We start from the raw sequence: 24903 nt of genomic DNA on the forward strand, positions 1-24903 counted from the left end.
CCCGGCCGCGTCGCCTTGACGGGTGGGGTCCCCGGCCCTGAGGGCCGTCGTCGCACAAGCACGCCCTCGTGCGGCTGCCGTACTTCGAGTACGGGCGGGAGGCTCACCCGGAGTCGGCGTCCCGGCCGACCTAGAAAGCGCTTGTCCGGACATTGGCAGATCGAGTCGGAAGCCGTCAATCCTTCTCCCCCGCGGCCTCGGTCACGGTTTGGACTCCTCGGGAGACCGCGAGCCGGGCGGCGCCCACGACGGTGCCGAGATCACCGACCGTGCTGCTGACCACCTCGGTGGGCCAGCTCAGCCGCCCCAGCTCGGCCCGCACACCGGGCAGGAGCTGCGGATCCGCGCCGGTGCTGCCGCCCAGCACGATCAGTCCAGGGTCGAGTACGGCGGTCACCGCGGCGGCGAGGCGGCCGACGTCCGCGGCGTGACGGGCGACGACGGCGCGGGCCGCGATGTGGCCCTGTCCGGCGAGGGCGAAGAGCTGGTCGGCGGTGCGCGGGCAGGGTCCGTCGGTGTCCTGCCAGGCCCCCGCGGCCCGGCGCAGGAGCGAGCGGGCGCCGATGTACTCCTCCAGCGCCTCCTGGCGGGGCTCGCGGTCGTCGTCCCAGGGGTAGGGCAGCCGGGCCAGCTCTCCGGCGGCCCCGTTGGCTCCGCGCAGCACCCGCCCGCCGACCACGATGCCGAGGCCGATACCCACGCCGATCCGCAGATAACCGAAGGTGTGACGGCCGCGGGCGGCGCCCTCGTGCAGTTCGGCGAGCGCGGCGCAGTTGACGTTGTTCTCGAGGTGGACGGGCACACCCGGCGGCAGTGCGACGGCCATGGCGTCGAACACGGGGCCCGCCTTGGCGGTCGCGGGGCGCATCCCGGCGCCCTCCTTCTGCGGCGCGGTGACATCGCCGACGGCCACGACGATGGTGCGCAGGGGGGCGTCGGCGGGCAGCGCGTCGAGGGCCTCGCGCACCACGCCGGCGGCCGCTTCCCGCGCGCCGGTGGCCTCGGCGAGCAGGGTGCCGTCCAGACCGCAGCCACGCACCCGGGTGAAGGCCGGGCCCAGGTCGACGGCGAGTACGGCGCCGGCGGCCGGGCCGAGCCGGTACACGGCGGCGGTGCGGCCGGTGCCGCTGGAGGAGGTGCCGGAGTGGGCGGCGAGGCGGGCACTCTCCAGCTCCGCGACGGCGGAGGACACCGTCGGCTTGGACAGGCCCGCCAGGCTCGCGAGCTGCGGCCGGGTCGCCGTGCCCGCCCCGGCGAGCACGGCGAACACCGCGCTCGCGCTCTCGGTCAGGCGCGGGGCTTTCAGCACGTCGTGTTCCACAGTTCTCCCACCCGGGTCAAGGCCGCGTTCCCCGTCCGAACGGCTCCGTGGGACGCGGCGATGAGATGCCCTGGCGCCGCGGTTCCCGCCCCGCTGCGGCCCGGTGGGACCGCTCGGTGGTCGAGTGCGCGAAGCCTCTTGACAGGCACTGTACTTCGTTAGTTAACTTCCTAACGAACGTCACGGTACTCGCCTGCCGTGCCCGTCAGAAGCCCGTCCCGGGGCTTCCCTAGGTCAACAACTCCCCATCCCTCAGGCACGGTTCGCCCACCGTCGCAGCCAAGCGCAACGACGAAAGAGGATTCGTGCAGGACACCCCCCTCTCGTTCCCGCTCGTGGTGGGCATCGACGTGGGCGGCACCAAGACGCACCTGCGCGCCTTCGCGGGCGGCACCTGCGTCGCCGACCACGTGCGCCCGAGCAGCGGCTGGCGTCCGCACGACCCCGTGGCCGCCGCCGGCTGGCTGGCCGCACTGGTCGCCGGGACGCTGCCGGCGGGCACCCGCCCGTCCGCCGTCGCCGTGGGCGGGCACGCCTGCGAGACGCCCCGCCAGTGCGCCCAGATCCGCACCGCGCTGCACCTGCACTTCGACGCGCCCGCGCTCGTCATGGGCGACGCCGAACTGCTGGTGCCCGCCGCCGGTCTCGACCGGGGTGTCGGCCTGGTCGCGGGCACCGGTTCCGTCGCCGTCGGCCGCCTGCCCGACGGCACTGCTGTGCAGGTCGGCGGCTGGGGCGCCCTGCTCGGCGACGAGGGCGGCTCGGCCGGTCTGGTGCGCGAGGCCGTACGCGCCGTATGGGCGGCCCACGACCGCGGCGAGGAACCCGACGCGCTCGCCGAGAACCTGATCACCGCGTTCGGCGTCGACGAGGTACCCGGCCTCGGCGCCGCCCTGGAAAACGCCCCGCACGCCTCCGCCGACTGGGGCCGGCACGCACCCGTCGTCTTCGCCGCCGCCGAGGCGGGATCGGCGCTCGCCCGGGCGGTGATCGCCGACGGCGGCCGCTCACTGGCCACGCTCGTCGCCCGGCTCGCCGCCCGCGGCGTGCCCGTCGACGACGTCGTGGTCGCGGGCAGCACGGTCCTCGCCCAGAGGGCCCTCTACGACGCCTTCGTGGCGTCCCTGGCCACGAGCGTGCCCGGGGCCCGGCCCCGGCGCCTGGACGGGCCGCCGGTCGAGGGCGCCGTGGCGATGGCGCGTTCACTGGTATGACATGCGGCGGACGCCGGATCCTCCCTGATCCGACACGACCCGCCCGTAGATCTTCGCTCGTACGGCTCGGGACAGCGCAAGCGACGCCTATGTCGTGCCGCACCGTGAGCCGCGCTCGATCCTCCTCCTCCGGCCACAGGGCCGCAGAACTCCAGAGAGGCAGACGTATGCCGTCACCAGCCGGGCACCGTTCCCCCTCGTCGGTCCGCGAACGCGGCCTGAACCGAAGGGGGTTCCTCACGTCGTCGCTGGGCGCCTCGGCCGCTGTGCTGGCCGCGCCCACCTTCGTGACGTGGCTGGCCGCCGCCGACGCGAAGGCGGCCGGCGCCCCCGCCGCGTTCGTCGACGACTACCGGACCAACGTCATGGCGAACCTGACGCCCGAGACCAACGCCGTGGTCCGCGTCCTGGGCGGCATGGCGGCGGTGTGGAAGACCGGCGGTGCCTGGAACACCGGCACACCGCTGATGCCCGAGGTGTTGCGCGCCAACATGCGTTACTGCGCCCGGATCACGTCGGCGCGCACCGAGGCGCAGGCCAAGGAGGCGTTCCTCTACGACCGCCAGCACCAGAGCTACGCGATGATCGCGGGCCTGGGTCCGCTCGCCGACCTGTACCGGACGGGTGCCAGGGCCGTCACGTCGATCACCGGCGCGCCCGACGGCACACCGCCCACCAAGATCGACGACGCGGTACCGGCCGACGCCCCGGCCGGCTCCGCGCTCGGCGCGGGTTCGCACGACTCGGCGCTCGGCAAGGTGGCCGAACTGGTCGACACGGTCCGCGGCCCGTTCGCCTCCGGCAACCCCGGCAAGTACGCCTTCCAGTACCCGCGTCCGTGGCGCATGAACGAGGACAGCGAGGTCGTCGACACCGGGCGGACCGACGCGCTCGGTTACCCGGTCTACGACTCGAAGGTGATCGTCGCGCCCCAGCTGCTGCGGCAGCGCAGCACCTCCCCGGTCGACGACGGCGGCTTCCCCAGCGGCCACACCAACGCCTTCCACCTGGCGGCGCTGGCCTTCGCGTACGCGGTGCCCGAGCGCTACCAGGAGCTGGTGACCCGGGCGTTCGAGCTGAGCCACACCCGGATCATGGCGGGCATGCACTCCACGGTCGACGTCCTCGGCGGCCGGATCATGGCCACCGCCCTGGCCGCCGCCACCCTGGCCGACCCGGCGAACGCCGGCCTCAAGGCCGCGGCACGCGCCCAGGCCCTGGCGTACTTCCAGGACCAGACCGGCACGACGGCGGACACCCTGTACGCCTACGCCCACGCGGACCCCTCCGACGCCTACGCCGACCGCGACGCCAACGAGTGTGCCGTCACACCCCGGTTGACGTACGTGCTGACCCGACGCGGCCGCGACGAGCCGCTCACCGTACCGAAGGGCGCGGAGGTGCTGCTGGAGACGCGGCTGCCCTACCTGGACGCGGCCCAGCGGCGCGCGGTGCTGCGCAGCACCGCGCTGCCGTCCGGGTACGTCCTGCTGGACGGCTTCGAGCAGTGGGGGCGGGTGAACCTGTTCGCCGCGGCGGACGGGTACGGCGCCTTCGACTCCGACGTGACCGTCACCCTGGACGCGGCGGCCGGCGGTTTCAACGCGGCCGACAGCTGGCGCAACGACATCGACGGCGACGGCTCACTGACCAAGCGCGGCACCGGCACGCTGACCCTGACCGGCCACAACCGGTACACGGGCGGCACCGTGCTGGCGGACGGCGTCCTGGTGGCGGGGTCGGCGCACGCGCTGGGCCACGGGGACGTGCGGGTGCAGGGCGGCACGCTGAAGCCGAGCAGGTCGCTGCAGGTCCACGGCACGTACACGCAGGAGTCGGGCACCCTTGAGGTGACGCTGCGCTCCGGGCAGGAGCCGGTGCTGGAGGTCACCAGCCGGGCGGTGCTCGGCCGGGGCAGCACGCTGTCCCTGCGGCTGGACGCCGAGCGGCCTCCGGCCGCGGGACGCACGGTCCGGGTGCTCGGTGCCCCGGTGCTGCGCGGCCAGTTCGACCGCGTGGAGCTGAACTCCGACGCCCTGCGGGCCGTACCCGTCTACACGGCGGAAGGTCTGTCGGTACGACTCCTGAAGCGATGACACCCCAGGTGGCTGGAGCTGCGGCAGGGTAGGCGCATGAGACGCCGCTCGCCCGCTCCCGCCACCGCCCGCCCCGGTGTCACCGCGGGGCGGAAGATGGCACGCGTGACGCACCCGGTCCTGGACCCCGTAACGCCCCTCCGCGCGCCCGCCGGACGGTCGCCGGGGTGGTCGGGCCGGCGGTGGCTCGTGCCGCTCCTCATGGTGCTGCTGCTCGCCCAGATGGCCGTCGCGATGGTGACGACGGCCGTCCAGCAGACGCCGACCATCGACGAACCGGTGTACGTCGCCACGGCCGCCGAGTACCTCCACGAACACCGGCTGCGCCACAACCCCGAGCATCCGCCGCTCGGCAAACTGGTCATCGCCACCGGGGTGGCGCTCGCCGACCCGCACGTCGACGCGTCCTTCACCGGCGACCAGAGCCGGCTCGGGCAGCACCTGCTGTACGAGTCCGGCAACGACCCGTGGCGGCTGATGCTGTGGGCTCGCCTCCCGGTGATCGCACTGACGCTGCTCTTCGGGCTCGTCGTGTTCGCCTTCGCCCGCGAACTCGCCGGCGCGGCGGGCGGGTTGCTGGCGCTCGCGCTGTACACCTTCTCCCCCGACGTCATCGCCCACGGCTCGCTGGCCACACTGGACGTTCCGGCGGCCGGGTTCCTGCTGACGTCGGTGTGGCTGCTGTGGCGGGCCCGCCGACGGCCGCGGCGGTACCTGCCGCTCGCCGGGGCGGCGCTCGGAGCAGCCGTGGCCACGAAGATGAACATGCTGGCGGCGGTACCGGTGCTGCTCGCGCTGGCCGGCGTCTCGGGGTGGTACGCCCACGCCGACCGACTTGGGTCCCGCCGCCGGACACTGCTGCGGGCAGCCGCGGGAGCCGGCGTGGTCGCGCTGGCCGCGCTCGCCGTCGTCTGGGCGTCGTACCTGGTCGTCGACCCACGGCTGCGCTGGACGCCCGAACAGCACGTGCCCACGGTGCGCGGGCTGCGCGGACTGCTCGTCCAACTGCTGCCGTTCCCGGAGGCGTACCGGGACGGGATGCGGGTCCAGTTCCACCTGGAGAACCAGCCCTGGCAGGGCTTCCTGTTCGGCCGGCTGTACACCGGGTCCCTCTGGTACTACCTGCCGGCCGCGCTGCTGGTGAAGACCCCGCTCGGGATGCTCGCACTGTGGACCGCCGGCGCCGTCGTGGTGCCGGCGGTACGCAGGCTGCGGCCCTCGGCGCCGTATCTGCTCGTCCCCTCCGCCGTACTGCTGGCCGTGGCGATGGAGGGGGCGCGGGACTTCGGAACCCGCTACGTGGTCTTCCTGCCGATGTTCCTGGCGGTGGCCGCGAGCGGTGTCGTCCTCGTGCGGTGGCGGTGGGCGCCGCTCGTGACGGGAGCGCTGGTGCTGTTCGTCGCGGTGAGTTCGCTGCGGACCTGTCCCTACTATCTGCCGTACTCCAACGAGGCGTTCGGCGGGCCGGCCACGACCCGGCTCAGGCTGCACGACTCCAACGTCGACTGGGGCCAGGACCTCGGCCGGCTCGCCGACCGGCTGCGCGAGCGGTACCGCGGCGAGCGGATCTGGCTCGTGTACAAGGGCAGCGGCCTGCCGTCGTTCTACGGCGTCGACGGCGACGACCCGCTCGACGTGCCCGAGCCGGCGGTACGTGGGCTGCTGGTCGTGTCGGACTCCGCGGCCGCCAAGGCGACCGGGCGGCTGGCCGAGCTGATCGACAGCAGCCGTCCGATCGACGAGGTCGGTCACTCGATCACGATCTACCGGCGGTGACCTGCCCTCATGGGTCTCGCAGGCCTCTCATGGGTCTCACAGGTCTCATGATGGGTCTCGTGGGTCACCTGACGGGTCTAGTGGGTCACTTGGTGGAAGCCCTCGGCGCTGACGTGGGTCATCACGCCGCTGTTCACGCGGTAGCGGCCGTTGGGCACGTCCGAGGACCGGGTCAGATGCACGGTGAGCGGCCCCGCCCATTCGTAGCCCTTCTCCTCGGCGTGCCGCATCAGGCTGTCCGTGAGCTCCTGGCCGACACGGCTGCCGCTGCGCGTGAGCTCGTCGTGCACGTGGTCGGCGAGTTCCACCTCGTAGGCGTTGGGGACCACGACCCGGCTCTCGCTGCAGACGACCACGTTGCTGTCGCACTCACGCCGCAACGCGTCGAGGAGTTCGACCGGTTCCTTGTCGACGACCCGCGCCCACAGGGCCTCCCACCGGTTCTCCAGGGCCTGTTCCAGCGCGCTGATCGCGCTCATTCAGTCCTCCTCGAAGTCGTCTCGTCCTTGAAGTCGTCAGGCCGGACCTCGGCCTCTTCGAGGGCCTCCCGCAACGTGCGGCCGGTGGCGCCGGTCGCCCGCGGCGCGTTCTCCCCGTGCTGCTCCAGGAGTTCGTCGGTCGCCTCGGTCTTGGGGCGGTTCTCCTCGGGGACGGTCATGAAGGTCGCTCCTCGTCTGACGTCGTCTGTTGTCTGTCGGCGGTGATCGTCTGTGGCGGGCGGGTTCCCGTCCCGCGTCCGCATATCCGTACCTCCTTCTCCCGAGGCCGGATGAGGCCGCACAAGCCCTGGTCACCAGGCCGGTCGGCTATGTTGAGTCCCTGTGGGAGACAAAGGAGGCGCACCGGTGCCATCGCCGCAGCAGGCACGTGCACAGGCATCCTCGATCACCTCGGGCAGGACCGCACCGGAGGCGGAGGGCTCCCCGACGTCCCAGCTCAGGGCACTCTTCGACGGGCCCCGGCTGTCCCCCGGTCAGCGCCGTATCGCCCAGTACCTGATCGAGCACATCACCGAGGCGGCCTTCCTGTCGATCACCGATCTCGCGGAGCGCGTCGGGGTCAGCCAGCCCTCGGTGACCCGGTTCGCGGCGGCGGTGGGCTTCAGCGGTTACCCCTCGCTGCGGGAGAAGCTCCAGTCGATCGCGCTCGGCGCCCTGGCCGGCGGACCCGCGACGGCGGAGGAGAACGGGAGCAACGAGCTCCAGGCGGCCGTCGACGCCGAGATCGAGAACCTGGAGAACCTGCGCCGGGACTTCGTCGATCCCGACCAGGTGATCGGTGTCGGCCGTGAACTGTCCCGGTCGACCCCGCTGACCGTGCTGGGCCTGCGCATCTCGGCGTCCCTGGCGGAGTACTTCGCGTACGCGGCACGCCGGGTCCATCCCGACGTACGGCTGGTGACGCGCGGCGGCAGCGTCGCCTACGACGCGCTGCTGCAGTCCCGGGAGGCCGGCGGCACCTGGGTACTGGCGTTCTCGATGCCCCGGCACGCCCAGGAGACCCTCACCGCCGTACAGGTCGCCCGCAGCGCCGGGTTGAAGGTCGCGCTGATCACCGACCTCGCCCTCGGACCGGTGGCCGACGAGGCGGACGCGGTGTTCGCCACCGGCACCGGCTCCCGTCTGGTCTTCGACTCCTACGCCGCCCCCGGCGTGATGGCCGCCGCGCTGCTTCAGGCCATGACGGACGCCGACCCGGAACGCACCCAGGCGCGGCTGGAGGAGTACGAGCAGATCTCCGACCAGCACCAGTTCTTCCTCCGGGACTGATCCGCACTCTCTCCCCACTCCCTCCTCACACAGGACAGACCGGTATCAGACGCCTCATATCGCGCATGAATGTTTTCATGCTCCTTGCAAAGTGCACGGCATATATAAATACTGCTCACGGATCGCACCCCGGGCCGCACCGGGACACGTTCCGCACCTGCGGACACCCGAAGGCGCCGTCTCCTACCCGCGTCGGCGCCGGGGGTGTTCGGCCGGGCATCGCCTGCGCGAGCGCCCGTGGCGGCCCCGGTCATCCCCGGGCCGGGGCCGCCGCCACCTCGTCGGACCACCCTCACGACGCCGCACAACCGGAGGCGACGACCATGCCCCTGACGACGACGCGCACCCGCCCGGACTGGCCGTGCCAGGTCAAGACTCCCGGCAGCTACGACTGGGAACGCTCGGCGTCCAAGTGGCTGCGCGAACTGGTCCCGGCGCGCTACGCCAGCTATCCCGCGCTGATCCGCCACCCCGTGCTGCTCGCCCGGCACGCGCAGATCCAGGTCCAGCACGAGATCCGGGTCGCCCGCACCGCCCTGCAGACGGCCCGGGCCGATCTGCCCGGACTCGGGCTGCCGGAGTCGGTCATCGAGCACACGATCAAGCTGTACGCGGCGGAGGTCCTGCAGCTCCAGCACATCGCGCGCAGCGTCCGGGCGGTCACCCAGGCCCTGGTGGACCACGCCCACGGCCGCTGAAGCCCCGGTTTTCCCGACACCTCCCCGCGCCCGCGGGGCATGACCCGCCTCTCCCGTGGCACCCGTGGCGAACATGAGCACCACCGAAGTCCGACGCGGCGAACCGGTCACCACGGTCCTCACCTGGCAGGTGCGCCCCGGCCATGAGCACGAGTTCGAGCAGTGGACGCACGGGATCGCCGACTGCGCCAGACGGTTCCCGGGCAACGAGGGTGTCTCGTGGCTGCGCCCGGAGGGCGGTCACCGCTTCCACGCGGTGCTGCGCTGGTCCGATCCGCACCGGCTCGCCGCCTGGCTGGAGTCGGACGAGCGGGCCGGCTGGCACCGCCGGATCGAGGACATCGCGACGGAAGTCGGCAGCGAACGCCAGTCGACGACCGGGATGGAGGCCTGGTTCAGCCTGCCCGGCACGACCGTGCAGGCACCGCCCCGATGGAAGATGGTGCTCACCACCTTCCTCGGCGCCTATCCGTTCACGCTGCTGATCCAGTGGCTGGTGACACCCGCCACCACCGCCTGGCCCCTGCCGCTGCGCGCCGCCGTCTTCCCCGTGGTGCTGCTGCCCGTGCTGACGTACCTCGTGATGCCGTCGCTCAGCCGCCTGCTGCGGCTGTGGCTGTACCGGTCACCGGACAGCTGAGACCACAGGGGCGAGGTGGCCGTGAACGGGCCTGGCGCGTGAGTGGGCGAGCGGGCGCGGCGAGTGACGGGCCGGGCCGGTGAGCGGGCCCGGCGCGTGAGCGGGCCGGGCCGGTGAGCGGCTTGGGCGCACGGTATATCCGCGCACCCAAGCCCGTGATCGGAGCGCGTCCGATGTGCAATGCTCGACGAGTGACGAGCGAGCCCGCCAGTCCGGCCGAGCCCGGCGCCGCGCCCGACATGGGAGCGCTGGCGCAGGTTGTTGCCCGGCAGCGTGCGGAGATGGAACGGCTACGGACCCAGGCCGCGACGGCGGCCGTCCTGGAGCGGGCCAAGGGCGCCCTGATGGCACTGACCGGATGCGCCCCGGACGCGGCCGGCGAGGAGCTGCTGCAACGGGCGAAGGCGGCGAACCGCACGCTGCTGGAGGAGTGCTGGATCATCCTCGGCGGTCTGGTTCCCCCGTTGCGCGCCGCCGTACCGGACCCCGGCCCCGTCGCCGACGCCCCCGGCGACTCGTCGTCCGACGCGGTCGGCGTCGGCTTCCCGGCCCTGCGGGACCGGACGGACTCCGGCGACGCCGAGGACGACGACTTCGCCGTGCTCGGCCGCCTCGGTGAGGCGCTGGTCCGGGTCGACACCCCGCAAGAGCTCGCCCGGTGCCTGCTGGAGCACCTCGCGCGGGACGTGGAGGCCGACGCGGTCATGCTCTACCGGCGACTGCCCGCCGGCGGGCTCCGGCTGATCGGGCACGCGGGCATCGACGACACCCTCGCCGCCCAGTGGTGCCAGGTGCCACCGCTGAGCGGCATAGCCGCGCTGGACGCCCTGCGGGCGGGTCAGCCGCGCTGGCTGGAGAACATCGACGGGGACCGGGAGCGATATCTGCTCATAGGGGATCCACCCGAGCGCTGGGGCTCCCGTGCCTGGCTGCCCGTGCCCGTCGGCGACACCACCGACGTCTGCGTGGGCGTCCTGCGGGTCCGTGGCGGTTCGTTCGGTCCGTCGGTGCGGCGGCTGCTGCGGGCGGTGGCCCGGCTGTGCGCCGGACGCCTGCGCGCCTTCGGCACCCCGCGGGACCAGGACCCCGCCGCCGACGCCGCCCAGGCCGTCTTCGGTTCGCTGCCGGGAGCGGCGATGCTGCTGACGCCGCTGCGGGCGCTGTCCGGGGAGGTCGAGGACTACCGTATCGACGCCGCGACGGCGGACGCGGTCGACATCGTGGGCCGTACGGGCGGCGAACTGGTCGGCCGCAGGCTCCTGGAGTGCTTCCCGAGCATGGCCGGCGACCGGCTGTGGGAGGGCTGTCTGAGCGCCCTGAACACCGGGGAGCCGTACGAGGGCGAGCCGTTCGCCCACGAGGAGGTCGTGGCCGGCGCCGCGGGCGTCTCCCCCTACTCGATACGGGCGTCCCGGCTGGGCGGCGGACTGGTCCTCACCTGGATCCGGCGGGAGTCCTCTGACCGGCAGGAGCAGCGGCTGTCGGACGTGCAGCGCCTGGGCAACCTGGGCTGGGCGAACTGGCACCTGGTCTCCCGCGAGGCCGGCTGGTCCTCCCAGGTCTTCGCCATCTTCGACCGCGATCCCGCCGACGGCCCCATTCCCCTCACCGACCTGCCGGCCCACGCACTGCCGGAGGACGCCCCGTCACTGGCCCGGGCGATCCGCCAACTGGTGCGCACCGGGCGGCCGTTCGACGTGCCGTTCCGGATCCGGGCGGGCGGCGGGCTCCGTCATCTGCGGGCCGTCGCCGAGGCGGTGGCGGACGTCGACGGCACCCCCGTCGAGGTGCACGGCTTCATCCAGGACCTCACCGCGCAGCGCAGCGTGGAACTCGCCCTGGTGGAAAGCGAGCAGGAGATCCTCGCCCAGCACGGCGTGCTGCGCGCCGAGCGGACGCTGGCCACCCGCCTGCAGCACGCGCTGCTGCCGCTGCCCACCCGCCCGGTGCGGCTGGCCGGACTGCGGGTCGAGGTCGCCTATCTGCCCGCCCAGTCGGGACTGTACGTCGGCGGTGACTGGTTCAGCGCCATCGAACTGCCCGACGGCGACGCCCTGTTCGTGGTCGGTGACGTCGCCGGTCACGGCATCGACGCCGTCGCCACGATGGCGCAGCTGCGCTTCACCGCCAAGGGCATGGTGATCACCGGTTCCTCGCTGACCGGCGCGCTGGCCCGGCTCAACGCCCTGCTGCTGCACTCCCGGGACTCCCACGGCACCGCGACCATGGTGCTGGCCCGCTACACCGCGGCCGAGCGCCGCCTGGTGTGGGCACAGGCCGGCCATCCGCCGCCGTTGCTGCTGCGCGACGGCGAGGTGCGCTTCCTCGGCCGCCCGCGCGGGATGCTGCTCGGGGCGAGCCCCACACCGGTCTACGAGGAGGCGGAGTGCCGCCTGCGGCCGGGCGACCGGCTCCTGCTGTACACGGACGGGCTGGTGGAACGCCCCACTGAGGGCATCGACCTGGGCCTGCGACGGCTCGCCGATGCCGTCGTGGCCCCTCGCGAGGCCGGTCCCGGTTCTCTGGCACCGCTGCTCGCCGCGGTGCTGGAGGAGGAGCGACGGGACGACGTCTGTGTCGTCGACATCCAGGTGCCCGACAAGACCGACAAGCCCGAGTGACAGGCGCCTCGGCACCTGACGTGACGTGGCACAGGCGGCACAGCCGGCGATCGACTCGGCCGGCTCAGTCGTCGTCGCGGTGCCCCCAGTACCAGAACACGCCCACGACGAGGGCCAGCAGGAATACGGCGGGCACCACCAGGCCCGGGATACGGGAGCCGCTCATCGGCGTGGCCTTCGGTTCAGGACGTTCGGGACCCCTGACAGAGGATTGCCCATGATGACGTCCGGACACCCCTCGTCACCGTCACTTTCCCGACACGTTGCCCGCTGTTCGAGTACCGGAGCGCCACGTCAGTCGGCCGGGTGCCCCGGCGGGATGTCGACCGCGTCCGCGAGCCGCAGCAGCGGCCCCCCGTCGCCGCCGTCCAGCCCGCCGCCCGACACCGGGTCGAGGACGTACCCGACATGATCGCCCGCGTCGGCGCGCAGCGTGACCGTACCGACGTACCAGGCCGCCACGTCCTCCAGTACGACGGCTCCCTCGGGTCCCTCCCGCCAGCGGACGTGGGCGAACTTGTCGGTGTCGTCGCCGGTGCGGGAGCCGAACAGCTCGGCCAGTTCCCGCTGTTCCCGGGTGAGCAGATGCACGGCGAGATGCCGGGCGGCCCCCGCCACCCGGCAGGTGTGGTTCGCCTTGGACAGCCACACCACGAAGCGCTGGGGCCGGATGGAGCACTGGGACGAGAATCCGACCAGACACCCGGCCCGTTCGCCGCCCGCCACGGCCGTCACCACGCACATGTCGGGGTCCAGCCGGTCGATGAACGCGTCCACGTCCGCCATGCTCGCTCCGTTCGCTCGTCCCGTCGCCCACGGCCGGTGCCTCGGCCCGGCTCACCACGGCCCGGGTACCCACGGGGGGCGGATTCCGCCCCCGGGAGGCACGCGGCCCGGTGTCACTCCGCTTTCGTACGGGACTCCAGAGCGAGCCGGGTGTCGTCGCCGTAGACGCCGGTCTCGTCGCCGCGGATGCCGTACCAGAGCTGGAAGCGGGCCACCGCCTCGGTCAGGGTCGTGTCGTAGCGGCCGCTGGTGGAGCCGTTGTCGTACACGTTCGGGATGCGCAGCAGACGGTGCTGGAGGTCGGTCACCTCCGGGCCGCTGGATCCTTCCCGCAGGGTGCCGGGGCCGTCGGGGTCCAACGCGCCGCCGCCCGAGGGGGTCGGGGCCGGCTCGGCCGAGGCGGGCGGGGGCGAGGCGGGAGCCGGTTCGGCGCTCGCGTCGCTGCGGCCGGGCAGCAGGAGCGCGCAGCCGAAGCCGACCACGGCGGCACCGGCCACGGCTCCCCCGACGGCGATACGGCGCAGGCCGCGCGGCCGGTCGCGGGGAGGGGCGACGGGTTCCGGGGGGCGGCGGTCGCCGAAGACGGGCGGCAGCTCCTGTGTCTCCTCCTCGGCGTGCGGCCGTACCACGGGCATCGGCCCCGCCGCGTCGGCGCCACGCGTGGGCTGCTGCGTCACCGGCTGGTACCGGCCGCTCTGCTCCCGGTACTCCCTGATCAGCTCGGCGAGAGCGTCGGTGCGACGCGGGCGCAGCACCCGGATCGGTTCGAGGGGCGGCCTGTCCTCAGGCGCGCCCTCGTCGGGCGGTGTCGGCATTGCTGGTCTCCTTCCGTCCCCTGCGCAGGGACCCCCGGCATCCCCCGGGAAGGGATACGTGCCGGTCGGGCGAGGAGTTCAGCGGACCTCGCTCCGGCCGGCCCGCAGCACTCAGTTCCCTCGGATCACTGCACTGAGTGCCATGCGTCGCGACCGGATGCTACGTTCGGCGTCCATGAGCTCCGAGACCGCCGAGACCGCCGAGAACACCGCCAAGGCGAGGAAGCCGGACCCGGCGACCGCGAAGCCGCCCATGCGGGACGCGCTGGTGGCGGCCGCCTTCCGGCTGTTCCTGGAGCGGGGGTACGAGCAGACCACCGTCGACGACATCGTGGCGCTCGCCGGCGTCGGACGCCGGTCGTTCTTCCGTTACTTCCCCTCCAAGGAGGACGTGGTCTTCCCCGACCACGAGCGCTGTCTGGCCGACATGACGGAGTTCCTGGCCTCCGGCGACGGCACCGAGGAACCCGTGGGGCGGGTCTGCGACGCGGCCCGGCTGGTGCTGCGGATGTACGCCGAGAACCCGACGTTCTCCGTCCAGCGCTATCGCCTGACCAAGAAGGTGCCGGGTCTGCGCGCGTACGAGCTGTCCGTGGTGTGGCGCTACGAGCGGGCCCTCGCCGAGTACCTGCGGGCACGGTTCGCGGGGCGGCCCGACGGGACCCTGCAGGCCGACGTGATCGCCGCGGCCGTGGTCGCGGCCCACAACAACGCGCTGCGCTCCTGGCTGCGCTCGGACGGGCAGAGCGACGCGAGCGCCACGGTCGACCACGCGCTGGGCTACGTGCAGTCCGCCTTCGGTACGGCTCCGGCGGCGGCCCGCGTCGAGCAGCCGGAGGACGTGGTGGTGGTCGTCTCCCGGCGCGGGGCGCCGCTGTGGCGGGTGGTCCAGGAGGTCGAGACCGCACTGGCTCGGGACTGACCCATACTTGGGGTACGCAGTGCCTTTACGAGTGACACTCAGTGCCATACGCTGAGGGCGTGCGCGGTGGCACGGTGAACCGGGCACACGCGTGCGCGGTGACCCGGGCACGCGGGATTCCGGCCGAGCGCAGGGAGTTGACCAGCGTGTACCACCCCTCAGGAAGCGTTGCCCGTCAGTCAGCCGGTTCCGCGGCGGGGCTCCTGGATCCCGGGAGGCCCGATCCGCGCGGCTCGGGCTCGGGCTCGGAGACCATCCTGTTCCAGCGCTGCACCTGGTGCGGGACCGCCATGTTCCACCGGCTGCTGTGTCCGGTCTGCCAGGGCAGCGACCTGCGGACGGAGCGCAGCGAGGGCACCGGGACGGTCCGCCACTCCACGGTGGTGCACCGCAACACCCCCGCCGCGCGCAATGTGTCGTTGATCGAGATGGCGGAGGGCTTCGTCCTGCGCGGCCGGGTGATGGGCCCGCCCATCGGCATCCACAGCGGGGACCGGGTACGGCTGTCCACCGCGAAGGACCCGGTCCGGGGTGAGCCGGTCTTCCAGCTGATCGACGAGCCGTACCGCGCCTGGAGCTGACACTCCGTCAGGCGGACTCGCGCGGTCGCCGCTCCCCTGTTCCGGGTACCACGTCGCACACCCGCACCGGCAGCCCCGACTCGAAGCACTGGTTGGCCGCGAGTCCGACGGCCAGTGCGAGGGCGCCGTCGCGTTCGGTGGCCGTCGGGTGGGTTCCGGCGCCGGCATCCGACGGGTGCGCCGGGTTCACGGGTCCGAAGAGCGCGTCGAGCATGCGCGGATCGCCGCCGCCGTGCGCCTCGTGCGCGGTGACCAGCGGGATGTCGACCGGCGGCCGCCACAGCGGTCGCAGGGTGAGGCGGGCCCCGCCCGCGTGTTCGGCGGCGGTGTCGCCGTGCACGGCGCCGCTGCCCGAGGTGATCCGGGCCCGGGGCGGCTGCCAGCGGCTCTCCTCCACCTCGAGTTCCAGCCGGCCCGCACTGCCGTTGAACATCACCCGGTAGCCCTCCCACGGGGAGTAGGCGGTGAGGTGGTAGGTCATCGTCGGGCCGGCCCCGTAGCGGACGAGGACGGCCATGTCGTCCTCGATGGTGACGGGACCGTCGAAGACGTTGCGGTCGCGCAGGTAGCCGTCGTCCTGTTCGGCGTCGAGGTAGAGGGCACGCAGGGTGTCGTCGGCCGCGAGGTCCAGGGCGAAAAGGTCGTCGGCCGCCGCGGCGGCGCCGTGGGCACGGTCGTAGTCCCGGCGCAGTCCGTGGCGTTCGCCCGCCGCACGGCCGTAGAAGCCGAGCCGTCCGTAGCCGAAGACCTCCTGCGGCTCGTCGGCGAGCCACCAGTTGACGAGGTCGAAGTGGTGGCTCGACTTGTGCACCATGAGGCCGCCACTGTTGCGCTTCTCGCGGTGCCAGCGGCGGAAGTAGTCGGCACCGTGCCGTACGTCGAGCAGCCACTCGAAGTGCACGGACAGGACCTCGCCGATCGCGCCCTCGGCGAGCAGCGCGCGGACCTTCTCGTGGACGGGGTTGAAGCGGTAGTTGAAGGCCACGGTCAGGGAGTTGCCGGTGTCCCGGACCGTGTCGAGGATGCGCGCGCAGCGGTCCGCGTCGACGGTCATCGGCTTCTCGGTGACCACCCGGCAGCCGGCTTTCAGGGCCGGGACGATGTAGCGGTCGTGCTCGGCGTCGACGGTGGTGACGACGACCTCGTCGATGTCCTCCTCGGCGAGCAGTTCGTCGAAGCGGTCCGGTTCCCACTGGGCGGCGGCGGGTTCGCCGGCCGCGGTCAACAGGCCGTTGTGGAAGGCCATGCGGGTGGGGCTGGGATCGCAGAGGGCGGCGACGAGGTGGCCTGGGCGTTCGGCGAGGGCCCGGGTGAACATCTGGGCACGGTGCCCGGTGCCGACGACGACGGCCCGGTGACGGTTGGTTCGGCTCATGGAAAGCGCTTCCCCCGCGCGGGAGCCGGCTACGCCCGCTGGCTTGATCGCATCGCTCGCCGCTGACCGCTTCCCCTTCAAAGACAACCCACAGGACTCTCTTACCCGTCCTCTGTGACACGTGAGGCTCCCGGGACGGACGGGCGCCCGCGTTCGGGGGGTTGAGGAGAGGACCATTGATCCGTGCCCGGCGAATAGGTGTGACCGCCGTGGCGGTGCTGGCGGCCCTGGCGGGGTCGCCCGGACTGGCACAGGCCCAAGAGCCCGGACAGCCGCAGCCGTTGAGCGCGGCGACCGCAGCCGACGGGCTTCCGCCCGGCTGGCGGGTCGCCGGAGAGGGCGCCGCGCGTGAACTGGTGTGGCGTGCTCCGCAGCGGGTGCCCATGGGGGACGCACGCGTCGAGTTCCACACCGGGAACCGGCTGCTCGGAGTGCCGTCGGCGGGGCAGGACGGGCGGACGTTCCGCCTGCGCCTCGACGAGGTCCGCGCGGCGGAACTGACAGGTCTTCAAGTGGTGGCCGCCGGCCGTCGGTTGGACGCGCCCACCGACACGGCCGCCGAGTCCCGCGAACGCGGCTCCCGCGCCGTCGCGCAGCCGCCCGCTGCCCTGCCGGCCGGGGCCGTCGACCCCGGGAAGCCGGGCTCGTACCGCACGGTCAGCGGTGAGTACGACCTCGCCCCGGTGCGCCTGCCCGGGCTCTCGGCGCCGGTCGAGATGCGCGCCGAGGTGGTGGCCCCGAAGGGCGCCGCCGGCAGCCGCCCCCTCGCGCTCTTCCTGCACGGCCGGCACCCCACCTGCTACAAGCCGGGCGGCACCGAGGACGACGTGAACATCGACTGGCCCTGCCCGGCCGGTATGAAGGAGATCCCCAGCCACAAGGGCTATCTGCAGGACCAGAAACTGCTGGCCTCCCAGGGCTATGTCACCGTGTCGATCTCGGCCAACGGCGTCAACGGCCAGGACGGGGGTCTCGCGGACGCCGGCGCCCAGGCGCGCTCCTCTCTCGTGCGGCAGCACCTGGCCCGCTGGGCCGACTGGGCCGCCCACCCGGCCACGGCACCCGCCGTCGTACGCACCGCGCCGAAGGCAGACCTGTCGCGCGTTCTGCTGGTCGGACACTCACGCGGCGGCGAGGGCGTCAACCGGGCCGCCATGGACAGCCTCTACCCGCCACCCGCCGACCAGGACGGCTACCGCGGCCCGGTGCGCTGGAAGGTGCGCGGGACCGTGCTGATCGGACCGACGATCTTCGGACAGAATCCGGTCGCGGACGTGCCGTCGGTGACGATCCTGCCCGGCTGCGACGGCGACGTGTCCGACCTCCAGGGCGAGGTGTACGTCGACGGGACGCGCGGGGTGAGCCGGGGCAGCGCCCTGCACAGCGCCGTGTACATGGTCGGCGCCAACCACAACTACTTCAACAGCGAGTGGACCCCGGGCCAGTCCGAGGCGCCCTCCTGGGACGACTTCTGGGAGGGCGAGGAGCAGGGGGATCAGAAGGACCCGGTGTGCTCGGTGGGCGCCCCGACCCGGCTGACCGCCGGCCAGCAGCACCAGGCCGGGGCGACCTACATCGCCGCGGCGGCCCGGCTGTTCGTCGCCGGTGACGACAAGGTCCGCCCGCTGCTCGACGGCTCGGGCCGCCGGGCTCCCTCGGCGGATCCCGCCCGGGTGCTGACGCACGCCGTCGGCGCGCGGCGCGGCGCCGGGTTCCTGCCGGACGGACCGGTGAAGGTGACCGGCGGCCGGCTGTGCTCGGCGGTGGATCCGGACCCGGCCGTCTCCTGCCTGGACCCCGAATCCTCCGCGGCCTCCCCGCACTTCGCGCGCTGGGACACGGAGCGCGAGAGCGGACGCCGTGCCGTGGCGCTGCGCTGGTCGTCTCCCGGATCGGTGGCGCGGGTGCGCCCCGACAAGCCGCTCTCGCTCGCCGGTGCCGAGGACCTGGCGCTGCGGGTGATCGTGCCGCCGAACACCACCGGCACGCGGCTCGACGTGGCCGTCGCCGACGCCTCCGGCAAGCGGGCCGCGCTCGGCGGGGTCCGGGTGGACGGGTTGCCGGGCAGTGACAATACGACCTCGTACTGGGCGCGCGAGGTGCGCGTACCTCTGTCGGCCGCCGCCCGCGCGGGGCTCGACCTCAAGCACATCAAGTCCCTTGAGCTGACGCCGCGTTCGGGCTCGGGCCAGGCCTGGCTGATGGACGCGTGGGGCTGGCGTCCGGGCACGCCGGCGGTCCGGGCGGCCGCGCTGCCGCGCGTCGACATCGGCCGTACGACGGTGCAGGAGGGCGACTCCGGTGTCCGCACGTACCGGATCCCGGTGCGGGTGGCCGGGCAGGGCAGTGGTCAGGTGCGGGTGTACGCGATCGACCCGGAGACCGGCGCGGCGAAGGACCGGCTGGTGACGGTCCGGCCCGGCGGCCGGGACATCGACGTGTCCGTGAAGGTGACGGGCAACACCCGCTACGCGTACGACATGGAGCACGACATCGCCGTGAAGGCGGTGCACGGGGCGGTCATCGGCTCGTACCGCGGCGGGGTCACCGTGCGGAACGACGACCCCCTTCCGAAGATCGGCGTGACGCCGGTCGCGGACCGGGTGACCGAGGGGCAGCCGCTGACCTGGCGGGTGACGCTGTCCGAGGCGGCCGACGTGGAGGTGTGGCCCTTCCTCATGGCGACCGGGCCCGCCGAGGGTGCGGAGCTGTCCACCAAGGACGTCGATCCTCAGTGGCTGGCGGACAACTTCGGTGTCTCCCCGGACCCGGAGCTCCCGCTGTCCGAGGCGCATCTCTACCTGCAGGCGGGCGTGCCCGCCGGGCAGACCAGCGCCGAGATGTCCGTGCCGACCGTCGCGGACACGGTGGCCGAGCCGGCCGAGTCGGTGCGTTTCCGGCTCGCCGACGACGGGGGTGAGCCGCAGGAGGGCGGACCGGAGGCGACCGGCACGGTGCTGGACGCGCCGTAGCCCGACCGTCACAGGGGGCGGGCCGCGCGGCTCGCCCCCTGTGTCATGCGTCGAAGGTGACCCGGATGCCGACCGTCCCGTCCAGGCCGCGGCGCAGCCTGCTGCCGAGCAGGGTGAGGCGGCCGACGACGCCGTACTCGCGCTTGATGAGCTGCCGGTAGCGGGCGACCGTGGCCGCGTCGGTGATCTCGGCGGTGGCGGGGATCTGGTCGCCGGTCGGGTGGCCGCGCATGTCGCAGGGCCAGACGAGGACGTCGCCGCGGGCCCGGATGCGTGTGACCTTGCCGGAGTCCGCGGCGGTCCACACGCCGAGCGTGTCGCCGTCGCGCACCACCCACACCGGGGTGGCGACCGGGGTGCCGTTCCTCCGGAAGCTGGTGAGCAGCAGATACTTGCCCGCGCCCAGGCGCGCCGACGCCGTCTCGTCCATGGCGGAAGTCCAGGAGACTCTCCCGCCGCCGGGGGCTTCCGGGACCGGACCACGTCGGTGGAGGCCGTTGCCCGTCAGCCGACCGCCGCCGCCATCCGCCGTACCGCCTCCTCAAGGATCTCCGGCGAGGTCGCCAGGTTCAGGCGTACGTGCCCCGCGCCCCCGGTCCCGAAGGGGAGCCCGGAGCTGACGGCCACCCGGCCGCGGCGCAGGAAGGTCTCGGCCGGATCGTCGCCGAGGCCGAGGGCACGGCAGTCGAGCCAGACCAGGTAGGTGCCCTGACCGGGGTGACGGACGACCGCGGGGAGGTGCTCGGCGAGCAGGTCGGCGAGCAGGCGCCGGTTGTCGTCGAGGCCGGCCAGCAGGGCGTCCAGCCAGGGGACGCCCTCGCGCAGGGCGGCGGTGTGGGCGATCACGCCGACGTGGCTCGGACCGTGCCCGACCTCTTCCGGCAGCCGGGCCAGGTCGGCGGCGGCCCCGGGCCCCGCGACGGCGAGCGCCGCCTTCAGGCCCGCCAGGTTCCAGCCCTTGGACGCCGACATCAGCGACAGCCCGTTCTCGCCGCCCGGCACGCCGAGGTACGGCACGAAGCGGGCGCCGTCGGTGACGAGCGGTGCGTGGATCTCGTCGGCGACCACCCGGACGCCGTACCGGTCGGCGAGGGCGGCGACCGCGGTCAGCTCGTCTGCGGTGTGCACGGTGCCGGTCGGGTTGTGCGGGCTGCACAGCAGGTAGGCGGCCCGCCGCCCGTCCGCCACGGCCCGCCGGAAGGTCTCCTGCAGGGTGTCCAGGTCCAGGCGCCCGTCCGTGCCCAGCGGGGCCTCGGCCACCGTCCGGTCCATGTGCTCGATGAACGGGAAGAACGGCGGATACACGGGCGGGTTCACGACCACCGGATCGCCGGGTCCGGTGACCAGTTTGAGCATCTCGACGACGCCGAGCATCACGTCGGGCACGATCGCGGTGCGTTCCACGGCGAGCCCGTCCCAGCCCCACCGCTTGCCGGCGAAGGCGGCCAGCGCCTCGGCGTACGCGGTGCCGGCGGGGTAGCCGGTGTCGCCGAGCGCGAGCGCGTCCGTGACCGCGCGGACGACCGGTTCGGCGAGCGGGACGTCCATCTCGGCCACCCACACCGGCAGGACGTCCTCGGGATAGGTGCGCCACTTCATGCTGGTACGACGACGGAGCCGGTCGAGGGTGAGGGAGCGCAGCGGATTCGGTTCACCGGACGGTTCGTGCGGGATCCTGGTCATGCGGACAAGATAAGGGGGCTGCGGTGTGACCTGGAGTCATGAGGACGGCGTACGGGCGACGGCGCCGGTGCCGGCGGGCGGCGTCCTGGAGGTCGGCTGCGACGAGTCGGGGTCGGACGGGGAGAACCTCACCGGCGGGAACACCGATGTGTTCGCGCACGCGAGCGTGCGGCTGTCCGTGGAGTCGGCCGCCGCGGCCGTGCGGGAGATCCGGGACCGGATCCGGTCGCCGGCGGAGGAGTACAAGGCGAACCATCTGCTGCGGGAGAAGCACCGGGCGGTGCTGGAGTGGCTGCTCGCGCCGGCCGGCCCGATCCACGGGCAGGCTCATGTGCATCTGATCGAGAAGACGTTCCTGGTCGTGGACCGGGCCGTCGACCTGCTCCTCGGCCCCGGTTCGGCCGACGCCGCGGTACTGTTCCGCGCGGGCCGGCGGGAGTTCGGTCAGGAGCGGTGGCAGGCGTTCCTCGCGGCGGCCAACCAGTTGCTGCGGGTCAGGAACGACGGGGAGCCCGAGGCGCCCGTGGCGGGCTTCTTCCGTGAGGTGGACGCCCTGCGGCGGGCGCGTCCCCGGGCGGCGGTGTCGGACGTCCTCGACCGGCTCGCAGCGGCCCGGCCCCGCGCCGACGCCTACCGGGCCGGGGTCGGGGACGGTCCCACACTGGTCCCGCTCCTCAACCCGCTGCTGCCCGCCGTCGTCAGCACGGCCGCGTACTGGAGCGCGGGCGGACGGCCGGTCCGGCTGGTGCACGACCGGCAGAACATGCTGACGCCGGAACGCATCGCCTGGATCGAGGAGACCAGCCGCCGGGCGGGCGTGGCCCTCGCCGGTCTCCAACTGGTGGAGGCGCGGCGGGATGCCCGGGTGCAGGTCGCCGACTTCCTCGCCGGCATCGCCCGCAAGATCGCCTCGGACGAGCTGAACGGACGCGGCGACCGACCGCTCACCACCCTGCTGCGCCCCTACGTCGACCGGGCGTCCGTGTGGGGCGACGAGCTCAGCTGGGCGGAGCTCGTCTCGGCGGACGAGGAGAGATCACCCGTGCCGTGAACGCCGCCGCCCTGGGCCACGTATGGAAGGAGGGTGCCCAACCAAGCGGGTGCCCCGCGGCGTTGACCGTGAGTTCGGGGTTCGGGAGCCAGGCATGAGGCACGCACGACGACGGGTCGTCCGGCGAGTGACACGGCTGGCGGCCGTCGGCGGACTCCTCCTCGGAGGGACGATGGTGACACGGGCCATGGCCAGTGAGACTCCAGCCGTCCCCGCTCCGCACACGTTCGCCCAGCAGGCCCGGCAGGCCGGGACCATGGGCGAGGGGCTCGTCCGGCGGCTCGGGCCGTCCCGTACGGCGGGCACCTGGATCGGCTCCGACGGGCGGCCGGTGGTCGCGGTCACCGACAAGGACGCGGCGGCCGCGGTCCGCGCGGCGGGCGCCGAGGCCAAGATGGTGTCGCACAGCATGAACGAGCTCAAGTCGGCGACCTCGACGCTGCGTTCGGCGCCCCGGGTGCCGGGCACCGCCTGGGCGATGGACTACCGCACCAACCGTGTCGTGGTACGGGGGGACAGCACCGTCTCGGCCGACGACTGGTCCCGGATGACCCAGGTCGCCGGCGGCATCGGCAGCTTCGTCCGCATGGAACGCACCCAGGGCAGCTTCACCCCCCGCGTCAACGGCGCGCTGCCCATCCTGTCGACCGGCGGCCGCTGCTCGGCGGGCTTCAACGTGACCAACGGGCAGAGCGACTTCATCCTCACCGCCGGACACTGCGGACCCACCGGCTCCATCTGGTTCGAGGACTCCCAGGCCAGCGCACGGCTGGGCAAGACGGTCACGCAGAGCTTCCCCGGCAACGACTTCTCCCTGGTGCAGTACGAGGGTGGCAAGGCGGGCGACGGAGCCGCCGTGGTGGCCATCGGCAACGGCAAGGGCGTGCAGATCACCGGCGCGGCCGATCCGACCGTCGGGCAGCGGGTGTTCCGCAGCGGCAGCACGAGCGGGCTGCGCGACGGCGAGGTGACGGGGCTCAACGCCACGGTCAACTACCCGGAGGGCACCGTCACCGGCCTGATCGAGACGAACGTGTGCGCCGAACCCGGTGACAGCGGCGGCCCGATGTTCTCCGAGGGGATCGCGCTCGGGGTGACCTCGGGCGGCAGCGGCGACTGCACGAGCGGCGGTACGACGTTCTTCCAGCCGGTGACGAAGGCGCTGGCCGACCTGAACGTCAAGCTGCTGGTGGCGGCCCCGGCCGCCGGTGGCGCGAACGGCAAGGCCTCCGCGGCGCCGTCCGCCTCCTCGCCGCAGAACGCTGCCGACCCCGGTGCGGCCTCGCCCGGCTCGTCGGCGCCGGCGGGCGGCGGCGCGAGCGCGGAGCCGCTGCTGGCCCGGCTCACGGATCCCCGGAACGTGGGGCCCGGTCTGCTGGTCATCGCGGGCAGTCTGGTCGCGCTGGCGGCCACCCGGTTCATCCGCGCCGAGCAGGACCGCAAGGCGTACCGGCAGTACTACTCGGCCACTTGGAACTGACCCGCCCCTCGGCCTGTCCCGCCTCAACCGAGGGTCAGCAGGACGGTGGCGGCAGCCGCGCCCAGCAGGCCCGCCGTCTGTCTCACGCTGACCTTCTCGCGCAGGAGGGCCAGTCCGAGGATGACCGGGAGGGCCGGATAGAGGGAGGCCAGGACCACGGCGACGGCCAGCAACTGCCGCTGGGCGGCGAGCAGATACAGCACCAGTCCGAGCGCGGCGCCCGCTCCGACCAGGAGCGCCCGGACCAGCAGGGCGGGCGGCATCCTCAGGCGGCCGGTGTGGCGGGCCGCGCCGGGCAGCAGGAGCAGGACGGCGGCGACCCGGCCCGCCGCCACCGGCCACAGTCCACTGGCCGGACCTGCCTGGGCGAGCGCGATGTACTGCACGGCGACACCCGCGCTGGCCAGCAGCCCGTCCGCCGTTCCCCGGCCGGTGTCCGTGCCGCCGCCGGAGACGAGCCAGAGCGCGGGGGCCGTGACGGCGATGCCGGCCCAGGCCAGCGGCTCGGGCCGGTCACCGAGGAGCACACCGCACAGCACGGACAGGGCGACTGCGGTGACCGCGCTGACGGGCACGACCACACTCATCGCGCCGCCGCTCAGTCCGCGGTTGAGGAAGTGCATGGCGGTGCCACTGCCCACGCCGGACAGCGCACCCCACAGGAGGTCCACGGGGTGGATCGCGTCGGCGGGCAGCAGCAGGGCGGCCACGCACGCGAGCACGAGGCCGCCCAGCTGGCCGAGGAAGGTGACGGCGGCGAAGTGGGCACGGCGGGACAACAGCCCGCCGGCGAAGTCGACGATGCCGTAGGTGACGGCGGAGGCCAGAGCGAGGAGGGGGCCCATTCGGTCAGGGGTGCCCCGGGGGCGCGGACCGATGCCTGCCGGCAGCGGCCCTCAGACGGCGGTCAGAGCGCCGTCACCGACGGGGGGACGCGGCGGCCCACTCGAGGACGAGGCGCCGGTATTCCTCACGCTGCTCGCCGTTCAGTGTCCCGCCCGACCTGAGCCACAGCGCCCGGATCTCCTCGTTGACCTCGTCAGCCGAGCGTTCGGTAGCGGGTTCAACACGGGTGGACATGATGTGAAGCATACGGCGCCCGA

General features: G+C 73.3%; 22 protein-coding genes. 12 read left to right on the forward strand and 10 right to left on the reverse strand.

Going from position 1 to position 24903, the window contains the following annotated elements; genetic code table 11:
* Positions 1-175: 175 nt before the first annotated feature.
* Positions 176-1309: an ROK family transcriptional regulator gene (locus ACIBK3_RS17640; RefSeq protein WP_399366486.1), complete on the reverse strand. Its 1134-nt coding sequence runs from the start codon at positions 1307-1309 to the stop codon at positions 176-178.
* A 317-nt stretch (positions 1310-1626) separates the two neighbouring features.
* Between ACIBK3_RS17640 and ACIBK3_RS17645 the strand changes: the two genes are divergently transcribed.
* The 3 genes from ACIBK3_RS17645 to ACIBK3_RS17655 all read left to right on the forward strand — a co-directional run bounded on the left by ACIBK3_RS17645 (position 1627) and on the right by ACIBK3_RS17655 (position 6407).
* A complete protein-coding gene (locus ACIBK3_RS17645; protein WP_399366488.1) occupies positions 1627-2535 on the forward strand; it encodes an N-acetylglucosamine kinase in 909 nt (302 codons plus the stop codon).
* A 167-nt stretch (positions 2536-2702) separates the two neighbouring features.
* Complete coding sequence (locus ACIBK3_RS17650; RefSeq protein WP_399366490.1) at positions 2703-4631, forward strand: phosphatase PAP2 family protein; 1929 nt, start codon at positions 2703-2705, stop codon at positions 4629-4631.
* Positions 4632-4667: 36 nt separating this feature from the next.
* Complete coding sequence (locus ACIBK3_RS17655; RefSeq protein WP_399366492.1) at positions 4668-6407, forward strand: phospholipid carrier-dependent glycosyltransferase; 1740 nt, start codon at positions 4668-4670, stop codon at positions 6405-6407.
* A 77-nt stretch (positions 6408-6484) separates the two neighbouring features.
* Here ACIBK3_RS17655 and ACIBK3_RS17660 read toward each other — a convergent pair whose 3' ends face one another.
* Complete coding sequence (locus ACIBK3_RS17660; RefSeq protein WP_399366494.1) at positions 6485-6886, reverse strand: DUF3662 domain-containing protein; 402 nt, start codon at positions 6884-6886, stop codon at positions 6485-6487.
* Entirely contained in the window at positions 6883-7065 is a 183-nt protein-coding gene (locus tag ACIBK3_RS17665; protein WP_399366496.1) for a hypothetical protein, read from the reverse strand. The genes ACIBK3_RS17660 and ACIBK3_RS17665 overlap by 4 nt, the downstream gene beginning before the upstream one ends.
* Positions 7066-7252: 187 nt before the next feature.
* Between ACIBK3_RS17665 and ACIBK3_RS17670 the strand changes: the two genes are divergently transcribed.
* From ACIBK3_RS17670 to ACIBK3_RS17685, 4 genes are all read left to right on the forward strand, one after another.
* Positions 7253-8176 (forward strand): MurR/RpiR family transcriptional regulator, encoded by a 924-nt coding sequence (locus ACIBK3_RS17670; protein WP_399366498.1) that lies wholly within the window; start codon positions 7253-7255, stop codon positions 8174-8176.
* A 323-nt stretch (positions 8177-8499) separates the two neighbouring features.
* Positions 8500-8874: a hypothetical protein gene (locus tag ACIBK3_RS17675; protein ID WP_399366500.1), complete on the forward strand. Its 375-nt coding sequence runs from the start codon at positions 8500-8502 to the stop codon at positions 8872-8874.
* A gap of 73 nt (positions 8875-8947) precedes the next feature.
* Positions 8948-9514, forward strand: coding sequence for an antibiotic biosynthesis monooxygenase (locus tag ACIBK3_RS17680; RefSeq protein ID WP_399366502.1), 567 nt, complete (start codon positions 8948-8950; stop codon positions 9512-9514).
* 239 nt (positions 9515-9753) lie between these two features.
* Positions 9754-12135, forward strand: a complete 2382-nt coding sequence (locus tag ACIBK3_RS17685) for a SpoIIE family protein phosphatase (RefSeq protein WP_399366853.1) — start codon at positions 9754-9756, stop codon at positions 12133-12135.
* A 294-nt stretch (positions 12136-12429) separates the two neighbouring features.
* On the opposite strand, the gene ACIBK3_RS17690 is transcribed toward ACIBK3_RS17685, so the two are convergent.
* Together ACIBK3_RS17690 and ACIBK3_RS17695 are read right to left on the reverse strand one after the other, a co-directional pair.
* Positions 12430-12921 carry a flavin reductase family protein gene (locus ACIBK3_RS17690; protein WP_399366504.1) on the reverse strand — a complete coding sequence of 164 codons (492 nt, stop codon included), beginning with the start codon at positions 12919-12921 and terminating at the stop codon, positions 12430-12432.
* 113 nt (positions 12922-13034) lie between these two features.
* Complete coding sequence (locus ACIBK3_RS17695; RefSeq protein ID WP_399366506.1) at positions 13035-13736, reverse strand: peptidoglycan-binding protein; 702 nt, start codon at positions 13734-13736, stop codon at positions 13035-13037.
* A gap of 253 nt (positions 13737-13989) precedes the next feature.
* Between ACIBK3_RS17695 and ACIBK3_RS17700 the strand changes: the two genes are divergently transcribed.
* Positions 13990-14658: a TetR family transcriptional regulator gene (locus tag ACIBK3_RS17700; protein WP_399366855.1), complete on the forward strand. Its 669-nt coding sequence runs from the start codon at positions 13990-13992 to the stop codon at positions 14656-14658.
* Positions 14659-14804: 146 nt separating this feature from the next.
* Positions 14805-15239 carry a Zn-ribbon domain-containing OB-fold protein gene (locus tag ACIBK3_RS17705; protein ID WP_399366857.1) on the forward strand — a complete coding sequence of 145 codons (435 nt, stop codon included), beginning with the start codon at positions 14805-14807 and terminating at the stop codon, positions 15237-15239.
* Between the two features lie 7 nt (positions 15240-15246).
* Here ACIBK3_RS17705 and ACIBK3_RS17710 read toward each other — a convergent pair whose 3' ends face one another.
* A complete protein-coding gene (locus ACIBK3_RS17710; protein ID WP_399366508.1) occupies positions 15247-16614 on the reverse strand; it encodes a Gfo/Idh/MocA family protein in 1368 nt (455 codons plus the stop codon).
* A gap of 176 nt (positions 16615-16790) precedes the next feature.
* On the opposite strand from ACIBK3_RS17710, the gene ACIBK3_RS17715 reads away from it, so the two are divergent.
* Complete coding sequence (locus ACIBK3_RS17715) at positions 16791-19586, forward strand: alpha/beta hydrolase family protein (RefSeq protein ID WP_399366510.1); 2796 nt, start codon at positions 16791-16793, stop codon at positions 19584-19586.
* Between the two features lie 43 nt (positions 19587-19629).
* Here ACIBK3_RS17715 and ACIBK3_RS17720 read toward each other — a convergent pair whose 3' ends face one another.
* A complete protein-coding gene (locus ACIBK3_RS17720; protein WP_399366512.1) occupies positions 19630-20016 on the reverse strand; it encodes a PPOX class F420-dependent oxidoreductase in 387 nt (128 codons plus the stop codon).
* Between the two features lie 74 nt (positions 20017-20090).
* The gene (locus tag ACIBK3_RS17725; protein ID WP_399366514.1) at positions 20091-21269 is read right to left on the reverse strand and encodes a MalY/PatB family protein; all 1179 of its coding nucleotides are present in this window, start codon (positions 21267-21269) and stop codon (positions 20091-20093) included.
* A gap of 25 nt (positions 21270-21294) precedes the next feature.
* Between ACIBK3_RS17725 and ACIBK3_RS17730 the strand changes: the two genes are divergently transcribed.
* Both ACIBK3_RS17730 and ACIBK3_RS17735 read left to right on the forward strand, forming a co-directional pair.
* Positions 21295-22320: a hypothetical protein gene (locus ACIBK3_RS17730; RefSeq protein WP_399366515.1), complete on the forward strand. Its 1026-nt coding sequence runs from the start codon at positions 21295-21297 to the stop codon at positions 22318-22320.
* A 94-nt stretch (positions 22321-22414) separates the two neighbouring features.
* Positions 22415-23800 carry a S1 family peptidase gene (locus ACIBK3_RS17735; protein ID WP_399366517.1) on the forward strand — a complete coding sequence of 462 codons (1386 nt, stop codon included), beginning with the start codon at positions 22415-22417 and terminating at the stop codon, positions 23798-23800.
* A 23-nt stretch (positions 23801-23823) separates the two neighbouring features.
* On the opposite strand, the gene ACIBK3_RS17740 is transcribed toward ACIBK3_RS17735, so the two are convergent.
* Entirely contained in the window at positions 23824-24645 is an 822-nt protein-coding gene (locus ACIBK3_RS17740; RefSeq protein ID WP_399366519.1) for an EamA family transporter, read from the reverse strand.
* Positions 24646-24718: 73 nt separating this feature from the next.
* Positions 24719-24880, reverse strand: coding sequence for a hypothetical protein (locus tag ACIBK3_RS17745; RefSeq protein ID WP_399366871.1), 162 nt, complete (start codon positions 24878-24880; stop codon positions 24719-24721).
* Positions 24881-24903: the final 23 nt, after the last annotated feature.

This window comes from Streptomyces sp. NPDC050287, from assembly GCF_044459385.1.
Lineage (GTDB): Bacteria > Actinomycetota > Actinomycetes > Streptomycetales > Streptomycetaceae > Streptomyces.

Excerpts from the sequence above, each read along its gene's own strand:
- ACIBK3_RS17650 (WP_399366490.1), top strand. The coding sequence starts at position 2,703 with ATGCCGTCACCAGCCGGGCACCGTTCCCCCTCGTCGGTCCGCGAACGC.
- ACIBK3_RS17655 (WP_399366492.1), top strand. The coding sequence starts at position 4,668 with ATGAGACGCCGCTCGCCCGCTCCCGCCACCGCCCGCCCCGGTGTCACC.
- ACIBK3_RS17660 (WP_399366494.1), bottom strand. The coding sequence starts at position 6,886 with ATGAGCGCGATCAGCGCGCTGGAACAGGCCCTGGAGAACCGGTGGGAG.
- ACIBK3_RS17665 (WP_399366496.1), bottom strand. The coding sequence starts at position 7,065 with ATGACCGTCCCCGAGGAGAACCGCCCCAAGACCGAGGCGACCGACGAA.
- ACIBK3_RS17675 (WP_399366500.1), top strand. The coding sequence starts at position 8,500 with ATGCCCCTGACGACGACGCGCACCCGCCCGGACTGGCCGTGCCAGGTC.
- ACIBK3_RS17680 (WP_399366502.1), top strand. The coding sequence starts at position 8,948 with ATGAGCACCACCGAAGTCCGACGCGGCGAACCGGTCACCACGGTCCTC.
- ACIBK3_RS17685 (WP_399366853.1), top strand. The coding sequence starts at position 9,754 with ATGGGAGCGCTGGCGCAGGTTGTTGCCCGGCAGCGTGCGGAGATGGAA.
- ACIBK3_RS17690 (WP_399366504.1), bottom strand. The coding sequence starts at position 12,921 with ATGGCGGACGTGGACGCGTTCATCGACCGGCTGGACCCCGACATGTGC.
- ACIBK3_RS17695 (WP_399366506.1), bottom strand. The coding sequence starts at position 13,736 with ATGCCGACACCGCCCGACGAGGGCGCGCCTGAGGACAGGCCGCCCCTC.
- ACIBK3_RS17700 (WP_399366855.1), top strand. The coding sequence starts at position 13,990 with ATGCGGGACGCGCTGGTGGCGGCCGCCTTCCGGCTGTTCCTGGAGCGG.
- ACIBK3_RS17710 (WP_399366508.1), bottom strand. The coding sequence starts at position 16,614 with ATGAGCCGAACCAACCGTCACCGGGCCGTCGTCGTCGGCACCGGGCAC.
- ACIBK3_RS17720 (WP_399366512.1), bottom strand. The coding sequence starts at position 20,016 with ATGGACGAGACGGCGTCGGCGCGCCTGGGCGCGGGCAAGTATCTGCTG.
- ACIBK3_RS17725 (WP_399366514.1), bottom strand. The coding sequence starts at position 21,269 with ATGACCAGGATCCCGCACGAACCGTCCGGTGAACCGAATCCGCTGCGC.
- ACIBK3_RS17735 (WP_399366517.1), top strand. The coding sequence starts at position 22,415 with ATGAGGCACGCACGACGACGGGTCGTCCGGCGAGTGACACGGCTGGCG.
- ACIBK3_RS17740 (WP_399366519.1), bottom strand. The coding sequence starts at position 24,645 with ATGGGCCCCCTCCTCGCTCTGGCCTCCGCCGTCACCTACGGCATCGTC.
- ACIBK3_RS17745 (WP_399366871.1), bottom strand. The coding sequence starts at position 24,880 with ATGTCCACCCGTGTTGAACCCGCTACCGAACGCTCGGCTGACGAGGTC.